The sequence below is a fragment of the Bifidobacterium catenulatum DSM 16992 = JCM 1194 = LMG 11043 genome, from assembly GCF_001025195.1.
GTDB lineage: Bacteria > Actinomycetota > Actinomycetes > Actinomycetales > Bifidobacteriaceae > Bifidobacterium > Bifidobacterium catenulatum.
Map to the genome: position 1 here is coordinate 276,096 of NZ_AP012325.1, position 19,277 is coordinate 295,372.

Annotated in this window: 15 protein-coding genes and 1 tRNA gene; 15 read left to right on the plus strand and 1 reads right to left on the minus strand. The window is 58.6% G+C overall.

From position 1 onward, the window contains the following. Positions 1-41: 41 nt before the first annotated feature. The 8 genes from BBCT_RS01075 (at position 42) to BBCT_RS01110 (ending at position 8,315) form a co-directional block, all read left to right on the plus strand. A tRNA-Leu gene (locus BBCT_RS01075) sits at positions 42-122 on the plus strand. 249 nt (positions 123-371) lie between these two features. Continuing rightward, entirely contained in the window at positions 372-1,379 is a 1,008-nt protein-coding gene (locus BBCT_RS01080) for an AEC family transporter (RefSeq protein ID WP_003836155.1), read from the plus strand. Between the two features lie 413 nt (positions 1,380-1,792). Beyond that, the gene (gene pgi, locus BBCT_RS01085) at positions 1,793-3,490 is read left to right on the plus strand and encodes a glucose-6-phosphate isomerase (RefSeq protein WP_003836153.1); all 1,698 of its coding nucleotides are present in this window, start codon (positions 1,793-1,795) and stop codon (positions 3,488-3,490) included. Between the two features lie 554 nt (positions 3,491-4,044). Then, on the plus strand, positions 4,045-4,410 hold the full coding sequence (rplS, locus tag BBCT_RS01090; RefSeq protein ID WP_003836149.1) for a 50S ribosomal protein L19: 366 nt from the start codon (positions 4,045-4,047) through the stop codon (positions 4,408-4,410). A gap of 119 nt (positions 4,411-4,529) precedes the next feature. Continuing rightward, positions 4,530-5,180: a signal peptidase I gene (lepB, locus tag BBCT_RS01095; RefSeq protein ID WP_003836147.1), complete on the plus strand. Its 651-nt coding sequence runs from the start codon at positions 4,530-4,532 to the stop codon at positions 5,178-5,180. After that, a complete protein-coding gene (locus BBCT_RS01100) occupies positions 5,180-5,959 on the plus strand; it encodes a ribonuclease HII (protein WP_003836146.1) in 780 nt (259 codons plus the stop codon). The genes lepB and BBCT_RS01100 overlap by 1 nt, the downstream gene beginning before the upstream one ends. 161 nt (positions 5,960-6,120) lie before the next feature. Further along, the gene (locus tag BBCT_RS01105; RefSeq protein ID WP_231858097.1) at positions 6,121-6,813 is read left to right on the plus strand and encodes an ABC transporter ATP-binding protein; all 693 of its coding nucleotides are present in this window, start codon (positions 6,121-6,123) and stop codon (positions 6,811-6,813) included. Beyond that, positions 6,810-8,315 carry an ABC transporter permease family protein gene (locus tag BBCT_RS01110; RefSeq protein ID WP_003836143.1) on the plus strand — a complete coding sequence of 502 codons (1,506 nt, stop codon included), beginning with the start codon at positions 6,810-6,812 and terminating at the stop codon, positions 8,313-8,315. The genes BBCT_RS01105 and BBCT_RS01110 overlap by 4 nt, the downstream gene beginning before the upstream one ends. Before the next feature lie 47 nt (positions 8,316-8,362). On the opposite strand, the gene BBCT_RS01115 is transcribed toward BBCT_RS01110, so the two are convergent. Further along, a complete protein-coding gene (locus BBCT_RS01115; protein ID WP_033512596.1) occupies positions 8,363-9,307 on the minus strand; it encodes an AEC family transporter in 945 nt (314 codons plus the stop codon). Positions 9,308-9,445: 138 nt separating this feature from the next. Between BBCT_RS01115 and dapE the strand changes: the two genes are divergently transcribed. From dapE to BBCT_RS01150, 7 genes are all read left to right on the plus strand, one after another. Beyond that, complete coding sequence (dapE, locus tag BBCT_RS01120) at positions 9,446-10,642, plus strand: succinyl-diaminopimelate desuccinylase (RefSeq protein ID WP_033512624.1); 1,197 nt, start codon at positions 9,446-9,448, stop codon at positions 10,640-10,642. Positions 10,643-11,151: 509 nt separating this feature from the next. After that, positions 11,152-13,920 (plus strand): Rne/Rng family ribonuclease, encoded by a 2,769-nt coding sequence (locus BBCT_RS01125; protein WP_231858098.1) that lies wholly within the window; start codon positions 11,152-11,154, stop codon positions 13,918-13,920. Between the two features lie 152 nt (positions 13,921-14,072). Then, positions 14,073-14,381, plus strand: coding sequence for a 50S ribosomal protein L21 (rplU, locus tag BBCT_RS01130; RefSeq protein ID WP_003836136.1), 309 nt, complete (start codon positions 14,073-14,075; stop codon positions 14,379-14,381). Positions 14,382-14,420: 39 nt separating this feature from the next. Further along, positions 14,421-14,672 (plus strand): 50S ribosomal protein L27, encoded by a 252-nt coding sequence (gene rpmA, locus BBCT_RS01135; RefSeq protein ID WP_003807757.1) that lies wholly within the window; start codon positions 14,421-14,423, stop codon positions 14,670-14,672. Positions 14,673-14,868: 196 nt separating this feature from the next. Continuing rightward, a complete protein-coding gene (obgE, locus tag BBCT_RS01140; protein WP_003836134.1) occupies positions 14,869-16,560 on the plus strand; it encodes a GTPase ObgE in 1,692 nt (563 codons plus the stop codon). Between the two features lie 80 nt (positions 16,561-16,640). Beyond that, positions 16,641-17,774 carry a glutamate 5-kinase gene (gene proB / locus BBCT_RS01145; protein WP_003836132.1) on the plus strand — a complete coding sequence of 378 codons (1,134 nt, stop codon included), beginning with the start codon at positions 16,641-16,643 and terminating at the stop codon, positions 17,772-17,774. A gap of 113 nt (positions 17,775-17,887) precedes the next feature. Then, positions 17,888-19,111 carry a pyridoxal phosphate-dependent aminotransferase gene (locus BBCT_RS01150; RefSeq protein ID WP_003836130.1) on the plus strand — a complete coding sequence of 408 codons (1,224 nt, stop codon included), beginning with the start codon at positions 17,888-17,890 and terminating at the stop codon, positions 19,109-19,111. Positions 19,112-19,277: the final 166 nt, after the last annotated feature.

Here is a 19,277-nt window from a genome sequence, read left to right on the forward strand (position 1 = left end):
GTTTTGCATATCAGGAGCGTTTCGCTCCGGTATGGCTACTTGCGCGAGTGGCGGAATTGGTAGACGCGCAGGATTTAGGTTCCTGTGTCTTTGACGTGTGGGTTCAAGTCCCATCTCGCGCACTTTCAGAAAACGGCGGAAGCCTACCTGTTCTTGGCCATCGCAGACCATTCAATAAGCCTTTTTGAGAACATTCTGAGAACATTTCGTACGTTTGCGTCCCGATTTCTCCAGTGAGTGGAGGAATCGGCACGTTGGAGAACCTGTCGGCGGGTGGAATGTTCCAGTGAGTGGGAAATTAGGGCGCGGCGGGGGATGCTCTTAAGATGAACTTTGGGTAGGAAGAGAATCCTAAGGATTAGGGGGATGTTGTGTCTGCGCTGATTCAGCCTATTGCGTTGCTGCTGATTATCCTCGCCGGATATCTGTTTAAGCGGGCCGGCCTGTTCAAGGATCGCGATTATCGCATTATTCAGACCATTATTTTCAATCTGGTGCTGCCGGGCGCGATTGTCTATTCGTTTGCTACGAATCCGCATGATTCCAGCATGCTATTGATTTCGCTGTTCGGCCTGATCATTGCGTTCATTCCGCCGGTCGTGGTTTTCTTAGCGTCCCGCCATCGCCCGGTGCAGGATCGTGCGTTCATGATGCTGAACGGCTCCGGCTTCAACGTTGGCTGCTTCTGTTTCCCCGTAGTGCAGGCTTTTCTTGGCACGGGCGCGATCGTGCCCGCCGCCATGTTCGACATTGGCAATTGTGTGATGGTTGCCGCCGGCACGAATGTGATGACGCAGACGCTGCTGCATATCAAGCCTGGCACGCCGCTTACCGAGCAGTATCAGGGCAATGCGCCCACTCTCCCGTATGTGAAGCTGAAAGACAAGGATGCCAAGCGTCTTGTCCACAAGGCTTTGGCCCGCAATGTGTTCAAGGGTTTCTTTGGTTCGGTTCCGTTCGACACGTACTTGATGATGATTATTCTCATGCTCGCTAACGTGAAGATTCCTGACCTCATCGCCACGCTCGTGCAGCCGCTTTCGAATGCGAATTCGTTCTGCGCAATGCTGATGGTGGGTATGCTTATGGATTTGCCGTCTGGTAGGCAGGATGTTCTGAAGCTTCTTGAGGTGATTGGTTGGCGATTGCCGTTCGGCATTGCGTTTGCCGCTGCTGCTTGGCTGCTGTTGCCGTTCGATGCTGAGATTCGTGAGGCGGTCGCCATGTGCTGTCTAGCGCCGATTGCCGTGTTTTCCACGCTGTTTACCGACAAGGTGCTTGGCAATGCGAAGCTTGCTGGTTTTACGCTGTCGATTACTGCGATCATCAGTTTGCTGCTGATGACCGGCGCTCACTTCGTGTTCGTTGCGCTTGCATAAGAGCGGCAAGGGGATCGTTACCGGGTGTGAGAGATTATTTGTGACTCCTGCAGAAAACGAAGTTGTTGAATGCTTGCTTGCTGGTAGTTGCAGTACCGTTTTCTTGTCGTTCACTGCATAATGCGATCGTTTCGTTTATTACATGTTTGGAAGTGTGACGAAGACTTGCGGCGGAACTATGCATACGATTTCAGTAATCGTCAAAAGTATGCATGTCGAAGATGAAGGTGGTCGGAACCGCGCTATATTGCGAATCTTAGTGAATATGTTAACTCAAGAAACATTTTTGTGTTGTTCTGTCTTATTTTGTGGGTATCTTGTGAGATGAAGAGATACGGAATGCGGCATGCGGGAATCTGCAGAGATCCTCAGCTCGTTCCGCTTCATAGTGATGATGAAAGGACCTATACACCATGGCCATCAATCCTCCTGTTGACGCCACCAAGACCCCGGAGTGGGCCGCACTGCAGAAGCACTACGATGAGCTGCAGTCCGAAGGCATCAGCCTCAAGCAGTGGTTCGCCGATGACGCTGAGCGCGTCGAGAAGCTGAGCTTCGATGCGGGCGATCTGCACTTCGACCTGTCCAAGAACCTGATCAAGCCGGAAACCCTGCAGCTGTTCGCAGACCTCGCCAAGGCCGTCAAGCTCGACGAGCGCACCAAGGCCATGTACACCGGCGTGCACATCAACAACACCGAAGACCGCGCCGTGCTGCACACCGCACTGCGCCGCCCGGCCGAAGACGAAGGCAAGTACATCGTTGACGGACAGGACACCGTCAAGGACGTGCGCGAAGTGCTCGGCCGCATCTACGCCTTCGCCGACAAGGTTCGCTCCGGCGAATGGACCGGCGTTTCCGGCAAGAAGATCGAAACCGTGGTCAACATCGGCATCGGCGGTTCCGACCTGGGTCCCGTCATGGTGTACGAAGCGCTGAAGCCGTACGCTGACGCAGGCATCTCCGCACGCTACATTTCCAACATCGACCCGAACGATCTGGCCGAAAAGACCAAGGGCCTCGATCCGGAGACCACCCTGTTCATCGTCGTTTCCAAGACCTTCACCACCCTGGAAACCCTGACCAACGCTCGTGAAGCCCGCACCTGGCTGCTCGACGCCCTCAAGGCCGCTGGCGCAGTCGACGGCTCCGACGAGAAGAACGCCGAAGCCATCAAGAAGCACTTTGTCGCCGTCTCCACCAACCTGGAGAAAGTTGCCGAGTTCGGCATCGACCCGGCCAACGCCTTCGGCTTCTGGAACTGGGTTGGCGGCCGCTACTCCGTGGATGCAGCCGTCGGCACTTCCCTCGCCGTGGTGTTCGGACCGGAACGCTTCGAAGAGTTCCTGCACGGCTTCCACGAGATCGACGAATACTTCGCCAACACTCCGTTCGAGAAGAACGTGGTCGTGCTGCTCGGCATGCTGAACGTGTGGTACCGCAACTTCTTCAAGGTCGCCTCCCACGCCGTGCTGCCGTACGACCAGTACCTGCACCGCTTCCCGGCCTACCTGCAGCAGCTGACCATGGAATCCAACGGCAAGTCCGTGCGTTGGGACGGCACCCCGGTCACCTCCGAAACCGGCGAAATCTTCTGGGGTGAGCCGGGCACCAATGGCCAGCACGCCTTCTACCAGCTGATCCACCAGGGCACCCAGCTGATCCCGGCCGACTTCATCGCGTTCGTGAACACCCCGAACCCGACCAAGGACGGCGACCAGGACGTGCACGAGCTGTTCCTCGGCAACTACTTCGCACAGACCAAGGCTCTGGCCTTCGGCAAGACCGCTGACGAAGTGCGCGCAGAAGGCACTCCGGAAGAGATCGTTCCGGCCCGCGTGTTCACCGGCAACCGCCCGACCACCTCCATCTTCGGCGTGGCACTGACCCCGTTCGCGCTCGGCGAGCTCATCGCCCTGTACGAGCACATCACCTTCGTCGAGGGCACCGTGTGGGGTCTGGACTCCTACGATCAGTGGGGCGTCGAACTGGGCAAGCAGCTCGCCAAGCAGATCACCCCGGCCATCTCCCAGGATGACGAGGCTCTGGCCGCTCAGGACGCTTCCACCCAGTCCCTGATCCAGTTCTACCGCGCAAATCGCAAGTTCTGATTTCAGAGAAATCAGAACGCTGCGTTCAGCGGCGCGCATAGCGTCGTAGCGTAATAGCTTCCAAAGGGCTCTGCATTTCGGTGCAGAGCCCTTTTTGTTACCCTTGAACCATCATTTCCAAATATCCAAGCTCCGCGTTTCGTGCGAAATCAGCACAATGAAGTTCTGCATATCGTGCATAGGAGCAGTGTCTTTCGCAGAAAATAGCCATTCTTTAAATAGTCAATCATCAAGAACTTTTGTGACGAGTTTTGGGTGGCGTGAGGTCTGGTGGGTGGGGTATTTTTGAATATTGCTGTGCCGGGATTCAGGACGCCGCATAATCCTGGGTCCCTTCGGGTCCAGCCGGAAACAATCGCAAGATTGAGCGGAACATTGCACGAACGCAAACCTTGTGAACGCAAGTTGTACGAACGCGAGTTGCCGCGATTTTCGGCGGATTGGCAATCCTTCGCAGGCAGACCTGCGAAGAACATACCAGGCAGAACGAATTTGCGAAAATCGTGAAGCCCTTACCTGTGCGCTGATATGCGGCGGCGACTCGAGGAAACACAATGGTTAACGCTATTGAAGCATTTGACGCCAAGCACCTGAAGCCGGCCGAGGAAATCCCGGCATTCCGTCCGGGTGACACCGTTGAAGTCAACGTGAAGATCCAGGAAGGCAACAACTCCCGTCTGCAGGCCTTCACCGGCGTGGTGATCGCTCGTCAGGGCGGCGGCGTCCGTGAGACCTTCGTTGTTCGTAAGATCAGCTTCGGCACCGGTGTCGAGCGCCGCTTCCCGCTGCACTCCCCGGTCATCGACTCCATCAAGGTGGTCCGCAAGGGCCGTGTGCGTCGCGCCAAGCTGTACTACCTGCGCAACCTGCGCGGTAAGGCCGCTCGTATCGTTGAGCGCCGCGACAACTCCGAGAAGTGAGTTTCAAACGCAAATAAAGCGTGAAATTGGCCCTCAGCCTTACGGCTGGAGGGCCTTTTTCTATTCTTGGCCGCTATGATAAGGGTCAGTGTGCAAACCGGACGATAAAGGAATCATGTATGAAGCATGCCAAAGACAAAAACAATAGCGACGACAGCTTTGGCTTGCGCGACACCTTGGTTTGGTGCGGAATTCCTATTATTATCGTGCTGCTGATACGTATTTTCCTGCTCGGATTCTACGTGATTCCCTCCGGATCCATGATGAACACCATCGAACCAGGCGACCGTGTGATCACCTCGAAACTCACCCCGAAAGTCTTCGACCTGAAACGCGGCGACGTGGTGGTGTTCAAAGACCCCGACCACTGGTTGCAGCAGGAAGACAGTAGCAAACTCGGCGGCGACTACCTCATCAAACGACTCATTGGACTGCCAGGAGACACCGTGGCATGCGAAGGGCCGGGCAAGCCGATCACCATCAATGGTGTGGCGATTGACGAAAGCGCATACATTCGCCCAGACGTGGACCCCAGCTCATTCGCGTTCAACGTGACCGTGACCGAAGGACACGTGTTCGTTATGGGCGACAATCGCGCCAATTCCGCCGATTCGCGCTACCATCAGAACGATTCCTCACATGGACTCGTGCCCATTTCCGACGTAGTGGGTGTCGGACTCGCAAAATATTGGCCATTGAACCGCATCGGCGGGCTCGATGCGCACCATGAAGCGTTCACCGACGTTCCAGAAGGAGGCTCGGCGGTCTGATGGCGGTTTCCGTAATTCCCACATTAGATTTGGAACGTGCTATTGCCGAACAAGGCTACGATGTGATCGTCGGCTTTGACGAGGTGGGGCGTGGATCTCTCGCAGGGCCGGTAATGGTTGGTGCGGCTGCGATTTGGGCGCGTGACTTGGATGGGGCGGCTGGAGCTTCGCAAGGAGGTTCACAAGAATCTTCGCCTCTGGAAGTACCGAAAGGCGTGGCCGACTCCAAAATGCTGACCGAACACAAGCGCGAAGCCATCTTCGACGAACTCGAACAATGGTGCGCCGCATGGGCAGTCGGAGCAGCTTCCAATACGGAAATCGACGAATGGGGCATTTCGTACGCGCTCGGCGTGGCGGCACTGCGGGCGCTCGCCGAAGCAGAACGCAAGCTTGGCATTGGCGGGGGTGAATCTGCTGGAATCGCAGGGTCTTCTGAATCATCGGAAGCGTTGAATAATCTGAAAATCGGCGCGATTCTTGACGGACCGAACGACTACATCACCAAAGCACTCAACACCTTCGACGCACCCGATGTGCCAATTCCGGCGGACGTGACCTGCAAAGTCAAAGGCGACCGGCATTGCGCGACCGTGGCGACGGCGGCCGTCATCGCCAAAGTCACACGAGACCGACTCATGGTCAAACTCGCCGCGCAGCCGCAATATGCGCCCTACGAATGGGCCAACAACAAAGGCTATGGATCGGCGGCACACCGTGACGCCATCGCTGAATTCGGGCCCAGCGACCTGCACCGCCTGTCCTGGCACCTCGTCTGACATACGGCATCTCATCCGCAGTCCGCGATTACGCTAATCCTTGCGGATGATGCATGCCGGAAGGAAACCTGTAAGTTCATCCCGCCGTCTGATGGCCGGGACCAATCCGTTTCCGTACCGTAGGAAACATGGAACACATACTTCAGGCGACCGATCTGGTCATGGATTATTCGACCCAACAGGCGACACCAAACGCCACACACATGCTGGCGCTCAATCACGTGGATTTCGACATCCAGGCAGGCGAAAGCATCGCGGTCATGGGACCGTCCGGTTCCGGCAAATCGACGTTACTGCACGCACTCGCCGGCATCATCACCCCGACAGCCGGCAATGTGATGTTTCGCGGTGCCAACCTGGCGCGGTTGAGCGACGCTGACCGCACCAAACTGCGCCGCAGCGCCTTCGGCTTCGTCTTCCAATCCGGACAACTGCTGCCGGAACTGCCGGCCATCGAAAACATCGCGTTGCCGATGATGCTGGGCGGCGCAAGCTACCAGCAGGCCACCGACACGGCCATGCTATGGCTGGAACGATTGGGATTGCGCCAGCTCGCGCAACAGCGTCCCGGCGAAATGAGCGGCGGCCAGATGCAGCGCATCGCCATCGCACGTGCGCTCGCCGCGCAGCCGGCAGTCATCTTCGCCGATGAACCGACCGGCGCGCTCGACCAGACCACCGGCCACGAAATCATGAGCATTCTCATGCGGACCGCACGACAGACCGGCGCGGCCGTGGTCGTGGTGACGCACGATTCGAACGTGGCCTCATTCTGCGATGTCACCGTTACCATGCGTGACGGCAGGCTGAGCTCGCCGCAGCAATCCCAACCTACCGCCGGAGGCGCACGATGAACATGTTCCGATTATGGCGATTGTTCCACCGCTCCGGCACCCGCGGCACATCCGGCCGCACCTCTGCGCTGGCCATCGTTGCCTTCGCATCCGCCACCGCCGTCTTCCTAACCGTGCTCGGAGGCCTGCATGGCTTCATCTGGCGGGCCTCCGCCGACCACACGTTCGGTTGCATGATCAATTCCAACAGGTGCGCGCCCGGTACATACGAAACATGGTCCAAAACCCTGGCGCACGCCGACAAGCTCGTCGCCACGGTCGGCGACGGCCATTGGACGGCCGACCAGGCCACAGCCGTCATGAACACCTATTCCGACGGCTATGTGATGCTCGCCGCATTCGCCAGTCTGCTACTCATCGTGCCATTCGTGGCGCTCGCCGGCTCGGCGGCCCGTCTCGCGGCCTCCCGCAGGGACGCACGTCTCGCCGCACTGCGACTTGCGGGCGCCACCACCGCGCAGGTCACGAAACTCACCGCGCTCGATGCGGGTGGCCAGGCTCTGCTTGGCGCGCTGGTCGGCATGGCCGGCTACTTCGCGCTGATACCGGTGATCATGCTTCTCGACTTCCAAAACCAGCATTTCACCTTCGAACAGTTGTGGGTGGGACTGCCTGCCCTGGCGGCCGTGACCGTCGGAGTCACGCTGCTTGCCTTGGTCTCCGCGCTGGTCGCCCTACGCCGCGTGGCCATCACCCCGCTTGGCGTGATGCAACGTACCGGACAACCCATGCCGTCCGCATGGCGCGCACTGATTTTCCTTGCCGTGTTGGCCGTAGGCTACCTGCTGCTCAACAGCGTCTCCGCATTCGCGCACTTGGGTCAGATGGTGGTCTACGCCATCATCTTCGGCGTCTTCTTCCTCGGTTTCGCCATGGTGAACGTCGTCGGTACCTGGGTGGTGGCGATGCGCGCCAGATTGCGTGCGAAACACCCGAAGGACGCGGCCACTATGATTGCCATGCGCCGTATCCTCGACAATCCCAAGCGTGCTTGGCGCAACGTGTCCGGTGTGGCGCTCGCTGTGTTCATCGCGGGGATGACGTCGGTGTGCGGATTGCTCGCCACCGGAATCGGAGGCAACCACGACCCGTTCGACCCATCTATGCTGTACATGCGCGATATAGCGATGGGCGGTTTCCTGACGCTCGCCTTTGCCGCGGTGCTCGCCGCCGTCAGTTCCGGCGTGATGCAGACGGGCAACGTCTACGACCAGGCCGACGAGTACCGCATGCTTGCGTTGGAAGGCACGGATGAGGCGACGCTCGACAAGGCACGCATGATGGAAGTGATCACCCCGCTCAACACGGTGATGGCCGTTTCGTTGGGGTGCTCGGTGTTGTTGCTGTTTCCGATTCTGGCAACGTCGTTGCTCAATCCGGCTTCGTTACTCACGTTGGCCGCGGGAATCGGCTTGTGTTATGCGCTGATGGTGCTCGGAGGGTGTGCCGCGAATCATGCGGCGCACGGGCTCGGTCATGCCGGCTACCGTACGGACGATTGATGGCCTCGCCGCGGCGGTCGTGGATACCGCGGCGAGGACTGGCGAGGTCAGCCGAGCAGCACCGCGATGATTGCGATGAAGATCGGTGAGGTCAGTGTCGAGAAGAGAATGCCGTCGCGTGCGAACGAGAGACCCACGTTGTACCGCGCCGCGTAGTTATAGACGTTCTGCCCGGTCGGCAGGGCGGCGAGCACCACGCACGCGTACAATGTGGCGCCGCGGAAGCCCATCACGAAATACGACAGCAGGAACGCGATGATTGGCATCACGATGTTCTTCAATACCGCCACCGTGAACACCGCGGGAATGTTCGACTTGTCCTGCAGCGGCTTCGTGCCGTGCAACGACATGCCGAATGCCATCAGAATCATTGGCACTGCGGAATCGCCGATCATGTCGATTGGATCGTAAATACAGTCCGGCACCACGAAATGACCGGTTTTTGCGGAAATCGCGGATACGGCGATGCCCAGCAGCGAACCGATAAGCAGCGGCTGATGCAGCGGCTGCTTCAGAATCTCCCTCGTGGAGACCTTGCCTTTGGTGGTCACATCGAGCACGGTCAGGCCGATCGGTGTGAACACCGCCTGTTGCATGACCAGAATCGGCGCGACCAAAGCGGGATTGCCCAGAATGTACGTGGCGATCGGCAGACCGATGTTGTTGGAGTTCAGATACAGCGAATTCAACGCGCCGATGGTGGCATCCGCCGCCTTCAGATGGAAGAACAGCCTATTGAGGATCAGAAACACCAATCCGACCAGCACAGCCGAGAAGAACGCCACAACAATGGAGGAGTGGAATATCTCGAAGATTCTCTCCTTGGACAGGATGGCGAACATCAGGCACGGGCTCGATACGAAAAAGCTGAACCTGTTGAGCACCATCTGCGCGGTAGGTCCGCCTATGCGCATGCGCGCGGCCACGTAACCGGTGCCGATGACGATGCCAATGACGCAGAAGCCTTCCAAAGCACTTAACAGACCCGGCATGACACTCTTCCTTTCGCTCTCGGCCGTTGGTTTGGCCGCTATCCAGTGTTGCACCATGCATATGGATAACATCCAACCCGTCTCAAAAGCGTTGTCGAACGGCGATGTCGGTTCCGGTGGTGCTGGATAATGGGCGGTATGAACGAACTTGAGATTGGATTTTCCGCTTCCGCCACCAGGCAGGAGCAGCTGAACGGGCTGATGGAACAGATCATGGGCTCCTATTCCGTCAGTGATGACGAAGGCCCTCTGACCGATGCCGTCGAAGTGTTTTTGCAGAGGCAGCCGCATCTGACAGTGCGCAGGCATGGCGATACGCTGGTTGCGTCCACGAATTTCGGACGTGAACGCCGCGTGATTCTCGCAGGGCATCTTGACACTGTGCCGGTGATCGACAACTTCCCGCCGCGATGGCTGGAACCAGGCGATCCGCTGATTCGCGAGGATGTTGCCGCCGGCCATGAGCAGGAGCGCGTGCTATGGGGGCGCGGTGCCACCGATATGAAGGGCTCCGACGCGGTGATGCTGTATTTGGCGGCCACGTTGACGGATGCGAAATACGATCTGACATACGTGTTCTACGACCACGAAGAGGTTGCTGCCGAAAAGAACGGCCTGCGCAAGGTGGTCGAGGCGCATCCTGATTGGATTTCCGGCGATTTTGCGATTATTGGCGAGCCGACCGATTGCGGTATTGAAGGCGGCTGCAATGGCACGATGCGTTTCGACGTGATCACGCATGGCATTGCGGCACACTCGGCGCGAGCATGGATGGGCAAGAACGCCATTCATGCGGCCGCTGAGATTCTGAACCGGCTGAACGCTTATGAAAATCGTGCGATTGAAGTGGATGGCCTGACGTATCAGGAGGGGTTGAATGCCACCCTGATTTCAGGCGGCAAAGGCACGAATGTGATCCCCGACGAATGCCGCGTGCACGTCAACTACCGTTTTGCCCCCGACAAGTCGTTGGCTGAGGCGAAGGCGCTGATGATTGGCGCGGATGCCGGTGCGGAATTGGGCAATGGCGAGCATGTTGCCACAGGCGGCGTGTTCGAAGGCTTCGGCATTGAAATGAAGGACGAGTCGCCTTCCGCGCGCCCGGGGCTGACGTCGCCGCTCGCGCAGTCGCTGGTGAAATTGGTGCGCGAGCGCACGGGGCGTGATCCTCTGGCCAAGCTTGGCTGGACGGATGTGGCGCGATTCTCGATGTTGGGCATTCCCGCGGTGAATCTGGGCGCGGGCAGCCCATTGCTGGCGCACAAGCATGACGAGCAGCTGCCGGAATCGGATCTACTGCTGATGGCCAACTTGCTTGAAGACTGGCTGAAGTAGCTGTCTGCTGCCTTTTTCTGCCTGCTACCGGCTGTTTGTTGTTTTCCGTCTTCTGTCTGCACAACCTAAGAAAGCACCCCGATCTGCGACTTGTGTAGACGGAAAAACGACTTGTGCGGACGGGGTCTGTGATTTGCGGGCGGGGAACGCGAGCGGCGGGTTGCAGGATCCGGAAAATTTCCCGTCATGTCACGTTCTGTTGTTTTTTGTGTCATACTTATAGACGGTGGTTCTGCAAATCACCAATGCATCCGATGGCGTTGATCCCCTCGCGTGAAGTTCATGTGTGCCCGCGAGCGCTGGTGTCCGCCGTCGCATGATGAGGACTTTTGACGGAAGTTGCTTCCTACGGGCGCCATGATGCGCGGCCACGGTGAGAGCGTGGTGTGAGAACCGTATGAGGCCTAAGTGTGGGCGGCGCGATTGCAGCGTGCCGTCGAGGAGCCATTGTGCCTAATACCAATGAGAGCTTCGATCAGGTCGAAGCCGTGGCATCACCTGAGCATGCCGTGAATGTTGTGAAATTCGAATCGGCCCAGTCCGATTCTGCGCCGCGTCGCCGTCGTGGCGGTCGTCGTGTGGTGCGTGGGGTTGGAGCCGCCGGCGCGTCTTTGGAATTGAAGGTCGAGGAGCATGCCGCGACCCCGCTATTCGAAGAGCCGAAGTTGCCGGTTGCGCAGCCTGCGCATGATGCCGGTGACGTCGCTGTTTCCAGTGATGATGGCGATTCCGATGGTGTGTCTCGCCCGACTCGTCGCCGTCATCGTTCGGCCCGGCCCGACGATGATGTTCGTGAGATTGCCGATGAGCAGTCGACGCGTACTCGTCGCCGCCGCGCGATGCAGGTCGAGGATGAGCGGGATGAGGATCGTCCGCGTCGCCGTCGTCGTTCCGTTGGAGATGCGGATGAGTATGACGAGATGTCGCGTCGTCGCCGTCGCAGCGCTGTCGATGATTTCCGCGATGAGGAATCGTTTGAAGAACGCGCGCTTGATGCGGTTGATATGTTGCCGGAAGGCCATGAGGTCCGTCATAATCCGCGTCCGATGATGTCGCTGCTGTTTCAGGAGCCGGTTTTGCCGTCTGCTGCGGATTCCCGTGACAGGTCCGATGACGATCGTGACGATTCCCGTGAATCTCGCAATGATCGCAATATGCAGGATCATGACGATGCGCAGGGTGAGGATCGTCCGACCCGTCGCCGTCGCCGTCGTAATCGTGACGTTGCTGACGAAGAGCGTTCCGAAGACAATCACAGTGAACGTAACGAGCGTGACAATCGTAATGATGATGCGGAAAACGATGAGGAAGGCGGATCTCGCAAGTCCCGTCGTTCCCGTCGTTTGAACGCGCAGGAGCGTCGAGCTGCGGCCGAGGTCGAGCAGATTGAAGAGGATTTGATCCTCGACGATATCACGTACGCGCCTATCGACGACGAAACACGTGGCAATCGTGGTGACGATGATGATGACGAGCAGCCGACGCGCACCCGTCGTCGCCGTCGTGGCCATGGCAGTCGTGAGGAAGCTGACGAACGACAGCAGGAGAACGCCGAAGGTGAGTCTCGCCGCCGCCGTGAGGAGGATGACGAGGAAGAGGGCACGGTGACCCGTCGTCGTCGCCGCCGCCGTGGCGGCGCGAAGGCCGAGGAGCAGGAAGAGATGCTCGTACGCCGTTCCCGCAAGCAGCAGTACATTGACGAGATCACCGATGTCGAGGGTTCGACTCGACTTGAGGCCAAGAAGCAGCGCCGCCGTGACAATCGCCGCGAACGCAGCCGTCAAAGCCAGCTCATGGAACAGGATTTCCTGGCTCGCCGCGAGCATGTGGATCGCCTGATGGTTGTGCGCGAGCGCGAACGCCACACGCAGATTTCCGTGATCGAAGACAATGTGCTTGTCGAGCATTACGTGTCCGACATTCAGGAAGTCGCCACCGTGGGCAACATCTATCTTGGTCGCGTGCAGAACGTGCTGCCGAGCATGGAGGCCGCGTTCGTAGACATCGGTCAGGCGCGCAACGGCGTGCTGTATGCGGGTGAGGTGAACTGGGATTCCGCACGTTTGGAAGGCCAGCCTCGCCGCATCGAACTCGCGTTCAAGTCGGGAGACCCGGTGCTCGTGCAGGTCACTAAGGATCCGATCGGGCACAAGGGCGCACGACTGACCTCGCAGGTCACTCTTGCGGGCCGTTTCCTGGTGCTCGTGCCATCCGGTGGCATGACGGGCGTGAGTCGTAAGCTCAGCGAGCGCGAACGTTCCCGCCTCAAGAACATCGTGTCGAAGGTTGCTCCGAAAGACATGGGCGTGATCATTCGTACCGCTGCGGAAGGCGCTTCCGAAGAGGCGATTACCAAGGACCTTGAAAGCTTGGTGCGCCAGTGGGAACGTATCACCGCCAAGCGTGACGAATTCCTGCACGGCAAGCGTCCGAAGCTGCTGCAAGGCGAGCCGGACGTGGCGATCCGCGTGGTGCGAGACATTTTCAACGACGACTTCTCCAAGATGATCGTTGAAGGTGACCGCGTGTACGGCCGTATCGAGGAATACCTCGACACTATGGCTCCCGACTTGAAAGACAAGCTTGAAAAGTGGGATCCGGCCGAACATGAAGGCAAAGACGTGTTCGACAAGTGGCAGATCGACTCCCAGCTGCGCAAGGGCATGGAGCGTCAGGTCTACCTGCCGTCGGGCGGCTCGATCGTGATCGACCGCACCGAAGCCATGACCACCATCGACGTGAACACCGGCCGTTTCATCGGCCGCGGCAAGAGCCTTGAGGAGACGGTGACCCGCTGCAACCTCGAAGCTTCCGAAGAGATTGCACGTCAGCTGCGCCTGCGTGACATCGGCGGCATGGTGATGATTGACTTTGTCGACATGGTCATGCCAGCCAACCGTGATCTGGTGCTGCGCAGACTGGTGGAATGCCTGGCCCGCGATCGTACCAAGCATCAGGTGGCTGAAGTCACCTCGCTTGGCCTGGTGCAGATGACGCGAAAGCGCATCGGACAGGGCTTGGTGGAGGCCTTCTCCGAGGAATGCCCGACCTGTAAGGGCCGTGGATTCATTCTTCACGACGAGCCGACCGTGTCCGCGGATTATGACGATCCGTACGCCTTGAAGGGCGGCGACCCGTTCGTCAAAACCAACAAGCATGGTCACGGCACGGACGTGCAGGTGCCGAAAGGCTCCTCGCCGGACGTGAAGGCCAAACTCGCGCAGATCGCGGCGGCTGCCGTGGCCGCCAATAATGCGGAACTGGGTGAGGAAGCATAGAAGAATAAATGATTATTCCGGTCTGTCAACCTGACACGCCGGAAACAGACTTGCGGTTGTACGCGGGTATGTGTAGATTAGATTGCTGGTGTCTGGCCGCGAGGCTCGAACGTGCCGGGCAGTAAGCTTTCCAAATTAATAAAGGAACGGATATGTACGCGATTGTGAAGGCCGGCGGCCATCAGGAAAAGGTTGAGGTCGGTGACGTCATCTACGTCAACCGTCTCGAGGCTAAGAAGGGCGAAACCGTGGAATTCCCGGTTGCTCTCGTTGTGGACGGCTCCAAGGTTGTCCTCGGTGCCAAGGATCTCGCCAACGTCAGCGTCAAGGCTGAGGTTGTCAACGATGAGGCCAAGGGTCCGAAGATCAGCATCATGAAGTATAAGAACAAGACCGGCGTTGCTCGTCGCAAGGGCCATCGCCAGCAGCTGACCGCTGTCAAGATCACGGCTATCGCCTGATTGACGCAGGGTTAGAGTCAAGGACCGAAAGGAACAGACATGGCACATAAGAAGGGCGCGTCCAGCTCGCGCAACGGTCGCGATTCAAACGCGCAATACCTCGGTGTGAAGAAGTTTGGCGGCGAAGCCGTCGTGGCCGGCAACATCATCGTTCGTCAGCGTGGCACCAAGTTCCACCCGGGTGAGAATGTCGGCATGGGCAAGGACCACACCCTGTTCGCCCTCAAGGACGGCAGCGTGAAGTTCGGCGTTCGTCGTGACCGCAAGGTCGTCGACGTGATCGCCGCCTGAAATACGCGCAATCAACGCTTATAAGATAAAGCCGCGCCCGTTGTGGACGCGGCTTTTCTTTATTTTGATGATCGCTGAGGATTGTTTTCCTCCAGTCCGTCCCAAACGTCACGTAACGTTGCATGCAGAACATGCATGCAGACTTGCGAACGGACAATAAATCGGACCGTTTCGAACAAACGATTAAGGTAGATACATGAGTGATTTCGTCGATCGCGTGACCGTCCATGTGAAGGGCGGAGACGGCGGCAACGGTTCCGCCGGCATCCGTAGGGAAAAATACAAGCCGTTGGCAGGCCCGAATGGCGGAAACGGCGGTGACGGTGGTTCCGTGATCTTCTTGGCCGACCAGAACGCCAATAGCCTGCTCGACTACCGTTTCATGCCCCACCGCGAGGCGGGAAGCGGCACCATGGGCTTGGGCGACACTAAAGACGGTTCCAAAGGTGCCGATCTGATCCTGCCTGTTCCCGTGGGTACCGTGATTTTCGAAGCCAAAGGACCGCAAGGCAAGCCCAAGCATCCGGGCGAACAGCTCGCCGATCTTCGTCATGCCGGAGACAAGTTCGTTGTGGCCGCAGGCGGCAATGGTGGTCTTGGCAACGCCGCACTAGCCAACCGCACCCGTCGAGCCCCGGGCTTCGCGCTCTTGGGTGAACCGGGTGAGGAGCGCGACGTCATCCTCGAACTCAAATCCATCGCCGACGTGGCATTGGTGGGCTTCCCGTCCGCAGGCAAATCCAGTCTGATCGCAGCCATGAGCTCCGCCAAGCCGAAAATCGCCGACTACCCGTTTACCACGCTCGTGCCGAATCTCGGTGTGGTCATGGCAGGAGACATGCGTTACACCATCGCCGACGTGCCAGGCTTGATTCCGGGAGCCTCGCAAGGCAAAGGCCTCGGCCTTGAATTCCTGCGCCATATCGAACGCACCGAAATCATCGCCCACGTAATTGACTGTGCCACGCTGGAACCCGACCGTGATCCGATGAGCGACTACAAGGCGCTCGAACACGAGCTGGCCGAATATGCAGATAAGCTGGAACTGCCATTGGGTGCGATTCCAATCCCCGAACGCCCCCGCATCATCATCCTCAACAAGGTCGATATGCCGGAAGCCAAGGAATTGGCCGAATTCGTCAAACCGGAATTTGAAAAACTCGGTCTCAACGTGTATGTCATCTCCACCGCATCCCATGAAGGTTTGAAAGAACTCAACTGGGCGTTGGCAGCCATGGTCGCCGACATGCGCAAGGAAGTCGCCAAACGCGAACAGGCCGAAGAAGAAGCGCGTGTGGTCATCAAGCCGCTTGAAGAGCCTCGCAATCGCCGCCGTCGTAACGACGAAGGCGGCACCGCGCTTGACTTCACCGTGGAACGCAAGGAAGCCGGCAACGGCGACGTCTGGTATGAAGTGCTTGGCACCAAGCCGGAACGTTGGGTCATGCAAACCAACTTCGACAACGACGAAGCGGTCGGCTACCTGGCAGACCGCCTCGCTAAGCTTGGCGTTGAAGACGAACTGCGCAACAAGGGCGCCAAGCCGGGTGATGAAGTGCGCATCGGCAAGGGTGCGCGAGCCGTGGAATTCGATTGGGATCCAACCATTGCGGCAGGTGCGGAAATGCTCGACGGCACCCAGCTTGGCGCACGAGGCGTCGACCTGCGACTGCAGGAACAGGACGGTCGTTCGCAGCGCCGCACCAACGCGGAACGCCGTCGCCAATACCACGAAATGATGGACGCACGCCAAGCCGTGCGCGAAGCCATGATGGCCGAGCGTAAGGCCGGACACTGGGCTGATCCTTCTGTGGACGACGACCGGCATGACGAAACCAGCCTTTTCGGACGCGGTGAAACCACCGAATCCGAAAACGTGGAACAATAGAAGCAGCAATACGCCCGCTGATGTGCCGATTGGCATGTCGGCGGGTTTTCTTTTCGGCCATTCGAACGCCTGGAGGAACCATGAACACGCCATCGCAAACCCAAGTGCGCCGAGCCATCGCCGAAGCGCAAACCATCGTGGTGAAAGTGGGATCCAGCTCGCTGACCAAGCCAAGCGGCCACCTCGATCCGGAACGGCTCAACGCGCTCGTGGCGGCCATCGCACGCGTACGACTCATGGGCGGGCGTGTGGTGCTCGTCTCCTCCGGTGCCATCGCAGCCGGATTCGGTTCCCTTGGCTTCGACGCGCGACCAACCGACGTGGCTGACCAGCAGGCATGCGCGGCCGTAGGCCAAGGCCTGCTCATGGCACAATACGAAAACGCTTTTGCACACTACGGACTGCGCGTCGGGCAGATCCTCATCACCGTATCCGACACCATCGCACCACAGCAATACCGCAACGTGAGACGCACTCTCGAAAGACTGCTCGACCTGGGCGCGGTGCCAATCATCAACGAAAACGACTCGCTCGCATCCAACGAAATCCGATTCGGAGACAACGACCGCCTCTCCGCATTGATTGCCAACATCGTTGTCGCCGACGCCCTCGTACTCCTCACCGACGTGGATGCGCTCTACACGGCACCCCCAAGCGAACCCGGGTCGAAACGTATCAGCTACGTGCCGAACGTGGAAGACGCGCTCGCCAACGTGCAGGTCGGCGGCACAGGATCAAATGTGGGTACCGGTGGTATGGTCACCAAAATGGAAGCAGCCCGCGTGGCGGCAGTTTCCGGCATTCCCGCAGTGCTCACCTGCGCGTCGAACGCAGGCCCGGCCATGATGGGAGACCCGGTCGGCACCGCATTCGCACCAATCAACGACCGTGGCTCTTCGCGCCGCCTATGGATTGGCTTCGCGGCCCACCCGCAAGGTACTCTGGTGGCCGACGCGGGCGCGTCCAACGCGGTACGTGGGGGAGCGGCCAGTCTGCTCGCAGCCGGCGTGCTCGAGGTGAAGGGCGATTTCGCCGCCGGAGACGCGGTGTGGATCGACAACGAAGCGGGAGAGCATCTCGCAAAAGGCCTTGTAGGATTCGACTCCGAAGAGATCCCGCAAATGCTCGGCCGTAATACCGCCCAGCTCAAGCGTTTCCTCGGCGAAGAATACGCACACCCCCTAGTCCATCGCGACAACCTCGTTTTGGTGTAGAAATATTTATCTTCCAGTCCCTGCCGGACACCAGCCAAAGGAAAGAAAAAGGAAACGGCAAAAGCGACCAAAATATGCCAGAAGGTTGTTGTTTTTCGGGCGGGAGGGTTAGCATGGCAAGCATGACTATGGCTGATTGGCAGACTCTTTCCGAACGTATTAACCGCGTGGCTCCGAGCGCTACTCTGGCCGTTGATTCCAAAGCGAAAGCGATGAAAGCTGAAGGAATCGACGTCATTGGATTTGGCGCGGGCGAGCCGAACTTCCCGACTCCGGCTCCGATCGTCGCAGCTGCGGCCGAAGCGGTGCAGGATCCGAAGAACTATCGTTACACTCCAACGGCAGGTTTGCCGGAACTGCGCAAGGCAATCGCAGAAAAAACGTTGCGCGATTCCGGTTACGAAGTCGATCCGAACCAGGTTATCGTAACCAACGGCGGCAAGCAGGCCGTGTACTCGGCATTCCAAATCCTGCTTGATGAAGGCGACGAAGTCATCATTCCGACGCCGTATTGGACGAGCTATCCGGAAGCGGTGAAACTGGCCGGAGGCGTGCCTGTCGAAGTGTTCGCCGGTGCCGACCGCAATTTCGAACCAAGTCTTGAAGATCTCGAAAAAGCGCGTACCGAACGTACGAAAGCCATCATCGTGAACACGCCGAACAATCCGACGGGTGCCGTGTGGAAGCCGGAAACCGTCAAGGCGATTGGTGAATGGGCTGTGGAACATCATGTGTGGGTGATTTCCGACGAAATCTACGAGCATCTCAACTACGATGGCGCAAAAACCACGTATGTCGGCGCTGCAGTGCCCGAAGTGCGTGGCCAGCTGCTGGTACTCAACGGCGTGGCCAAAACGTATGCCATGCCCGGCTGGCGTGTCGGTTGGATGATCGCTCCTATCGACGTGGCCAAGGCCGCGTCCAAGCTGCAGGGGCATATGACGTCCAACGTGAACAATATCTCCCAACGTGCCGCAATCGCGGCCGTGTCCGGCTCGCTCGATGCCGTGTACGAGATGCGCGAGGCTTTCGACAGGCGCCGTCAGACCATCGTTGCCGCGTTGAACGATATTGAGGGTGTGAACTGCCCGACGCCGACCGGTGCATTCTATGCGTTCGCCGATGTGAGCGCCCTGCTGAACAAGCCGCTCGGCGCAAGCAAGGCTTCCTATGCGAGCACGTCCGAGCTGGCTGCGGCATTGCTTGACGAAGGCCATGTGGCGGCCGTTCCAGGTGAAGCGTTCGGTGCTCCTGGCTATCTGCGATTCTCGTATGCACTTGCCGACGACGATTTGGTCGAGGGCATGAAACGCATGAAGCAGTGGGTCGAAGCCTGATACTGGCCTGACTGAAACTTTTCGTACGATTCGCACCACGGTGACATGCCGGGTGCGAATCTTTTTTTCGTTGGAAAATAGCGGTTTTGAGAGGTTTTTTAAAAAACTGGTTGGACTAAGTCGCAAATACCCGCTATTATTTCGACTTGGCGGTTTTGCCGCTTAC

Bases quoted from the DNA above. Each gene is read 5' to 3' on its own strand.
- pgi (WP_003836153.1), top strand. From the start codon at position 1,793: ATGGCCATCAATCCTCCTGTTGACGCCACCAAGACCCCGGAGTGGGCC.
- rplS (WP_003836149.1), top strand. From the start codon at position 4,045: ATGGTTAACGCTATTGAAGCATTTGACGCCAAGCACCTGAAGCCGGCC.
- lepB (WP_003836147.1), top strand. From the start codon at position 4,530: ATGAAGCATGCCAAAGACAAAAACAATAGCGACGACAGCTTTGGCTTG.
- BBCT_RS01100 (WP_003836146.1), top strand. From the start codon at position 5,180: ATGGCGGTTTCCGTAATTCCCACATTAGATTTGGAACGTGCTATTGCC.
- BBCT_RS01105 (WP_231858097.1), top strand. From the start codon at position 6,121: ATGGATTATTCGACCCAACAGGCGACACCAAACGCCACACACATGCTG.
- BBCT_RS01110 (WP_003836143.1), top strand. From the start codon at position 6,810: ATGAACATGTTCCGATTATGGCGATTGTTCCACCGCTCCGGCACCCGC.
- BBCT_RS01115 (WP_033512596.1), bottom strand. From the start codon at position 9,307: ATGCCGGGTCTGTTAAGTGCTTTGGAAGGCTTCTGCGTCATTGGCATC.
- dapE (WP_033512624.1), top strand. From the start codon at position 9,446: ATGAACGAACTTGAGATTGGATTTTCCGCTTCCGCCACCAGGCAGGAG.
- rplU (WP_003836136.1), top strand. From the start codon at position 14,073: ATGTACGCGATTGTGAAGGCCGGCGGCCATCAGGAAAAGGTTGAGGTC.
- rpmA (WP_003807757.1), top strand. From the start codon at position 14,421: ATGGCACATAAGAAGGGCGCGTCCAGCTCGCGCAACGGTCGCGATTCA.
- obgE (WP_003836134.1), top strand. From the start codon at position 14,869: ATGAGTGATTTCGTCGATCGCGTGACCGTCCATGTGAAGGGCGGAGAC.
- proB (WP_003836132.1), top strand. From the start codon at position 16,641: ATGAACACGCCATCGCAAACCCAAGTGCGCCGAGCCATCGCCGAAGCG.
- BBCT_RS01150 (WP_003836130.1), top strand. From the start codon at position 17,888: ATGGCAAGCATGACTATGGCTGATTGGCAGACTCTTTCCGAACGTATT.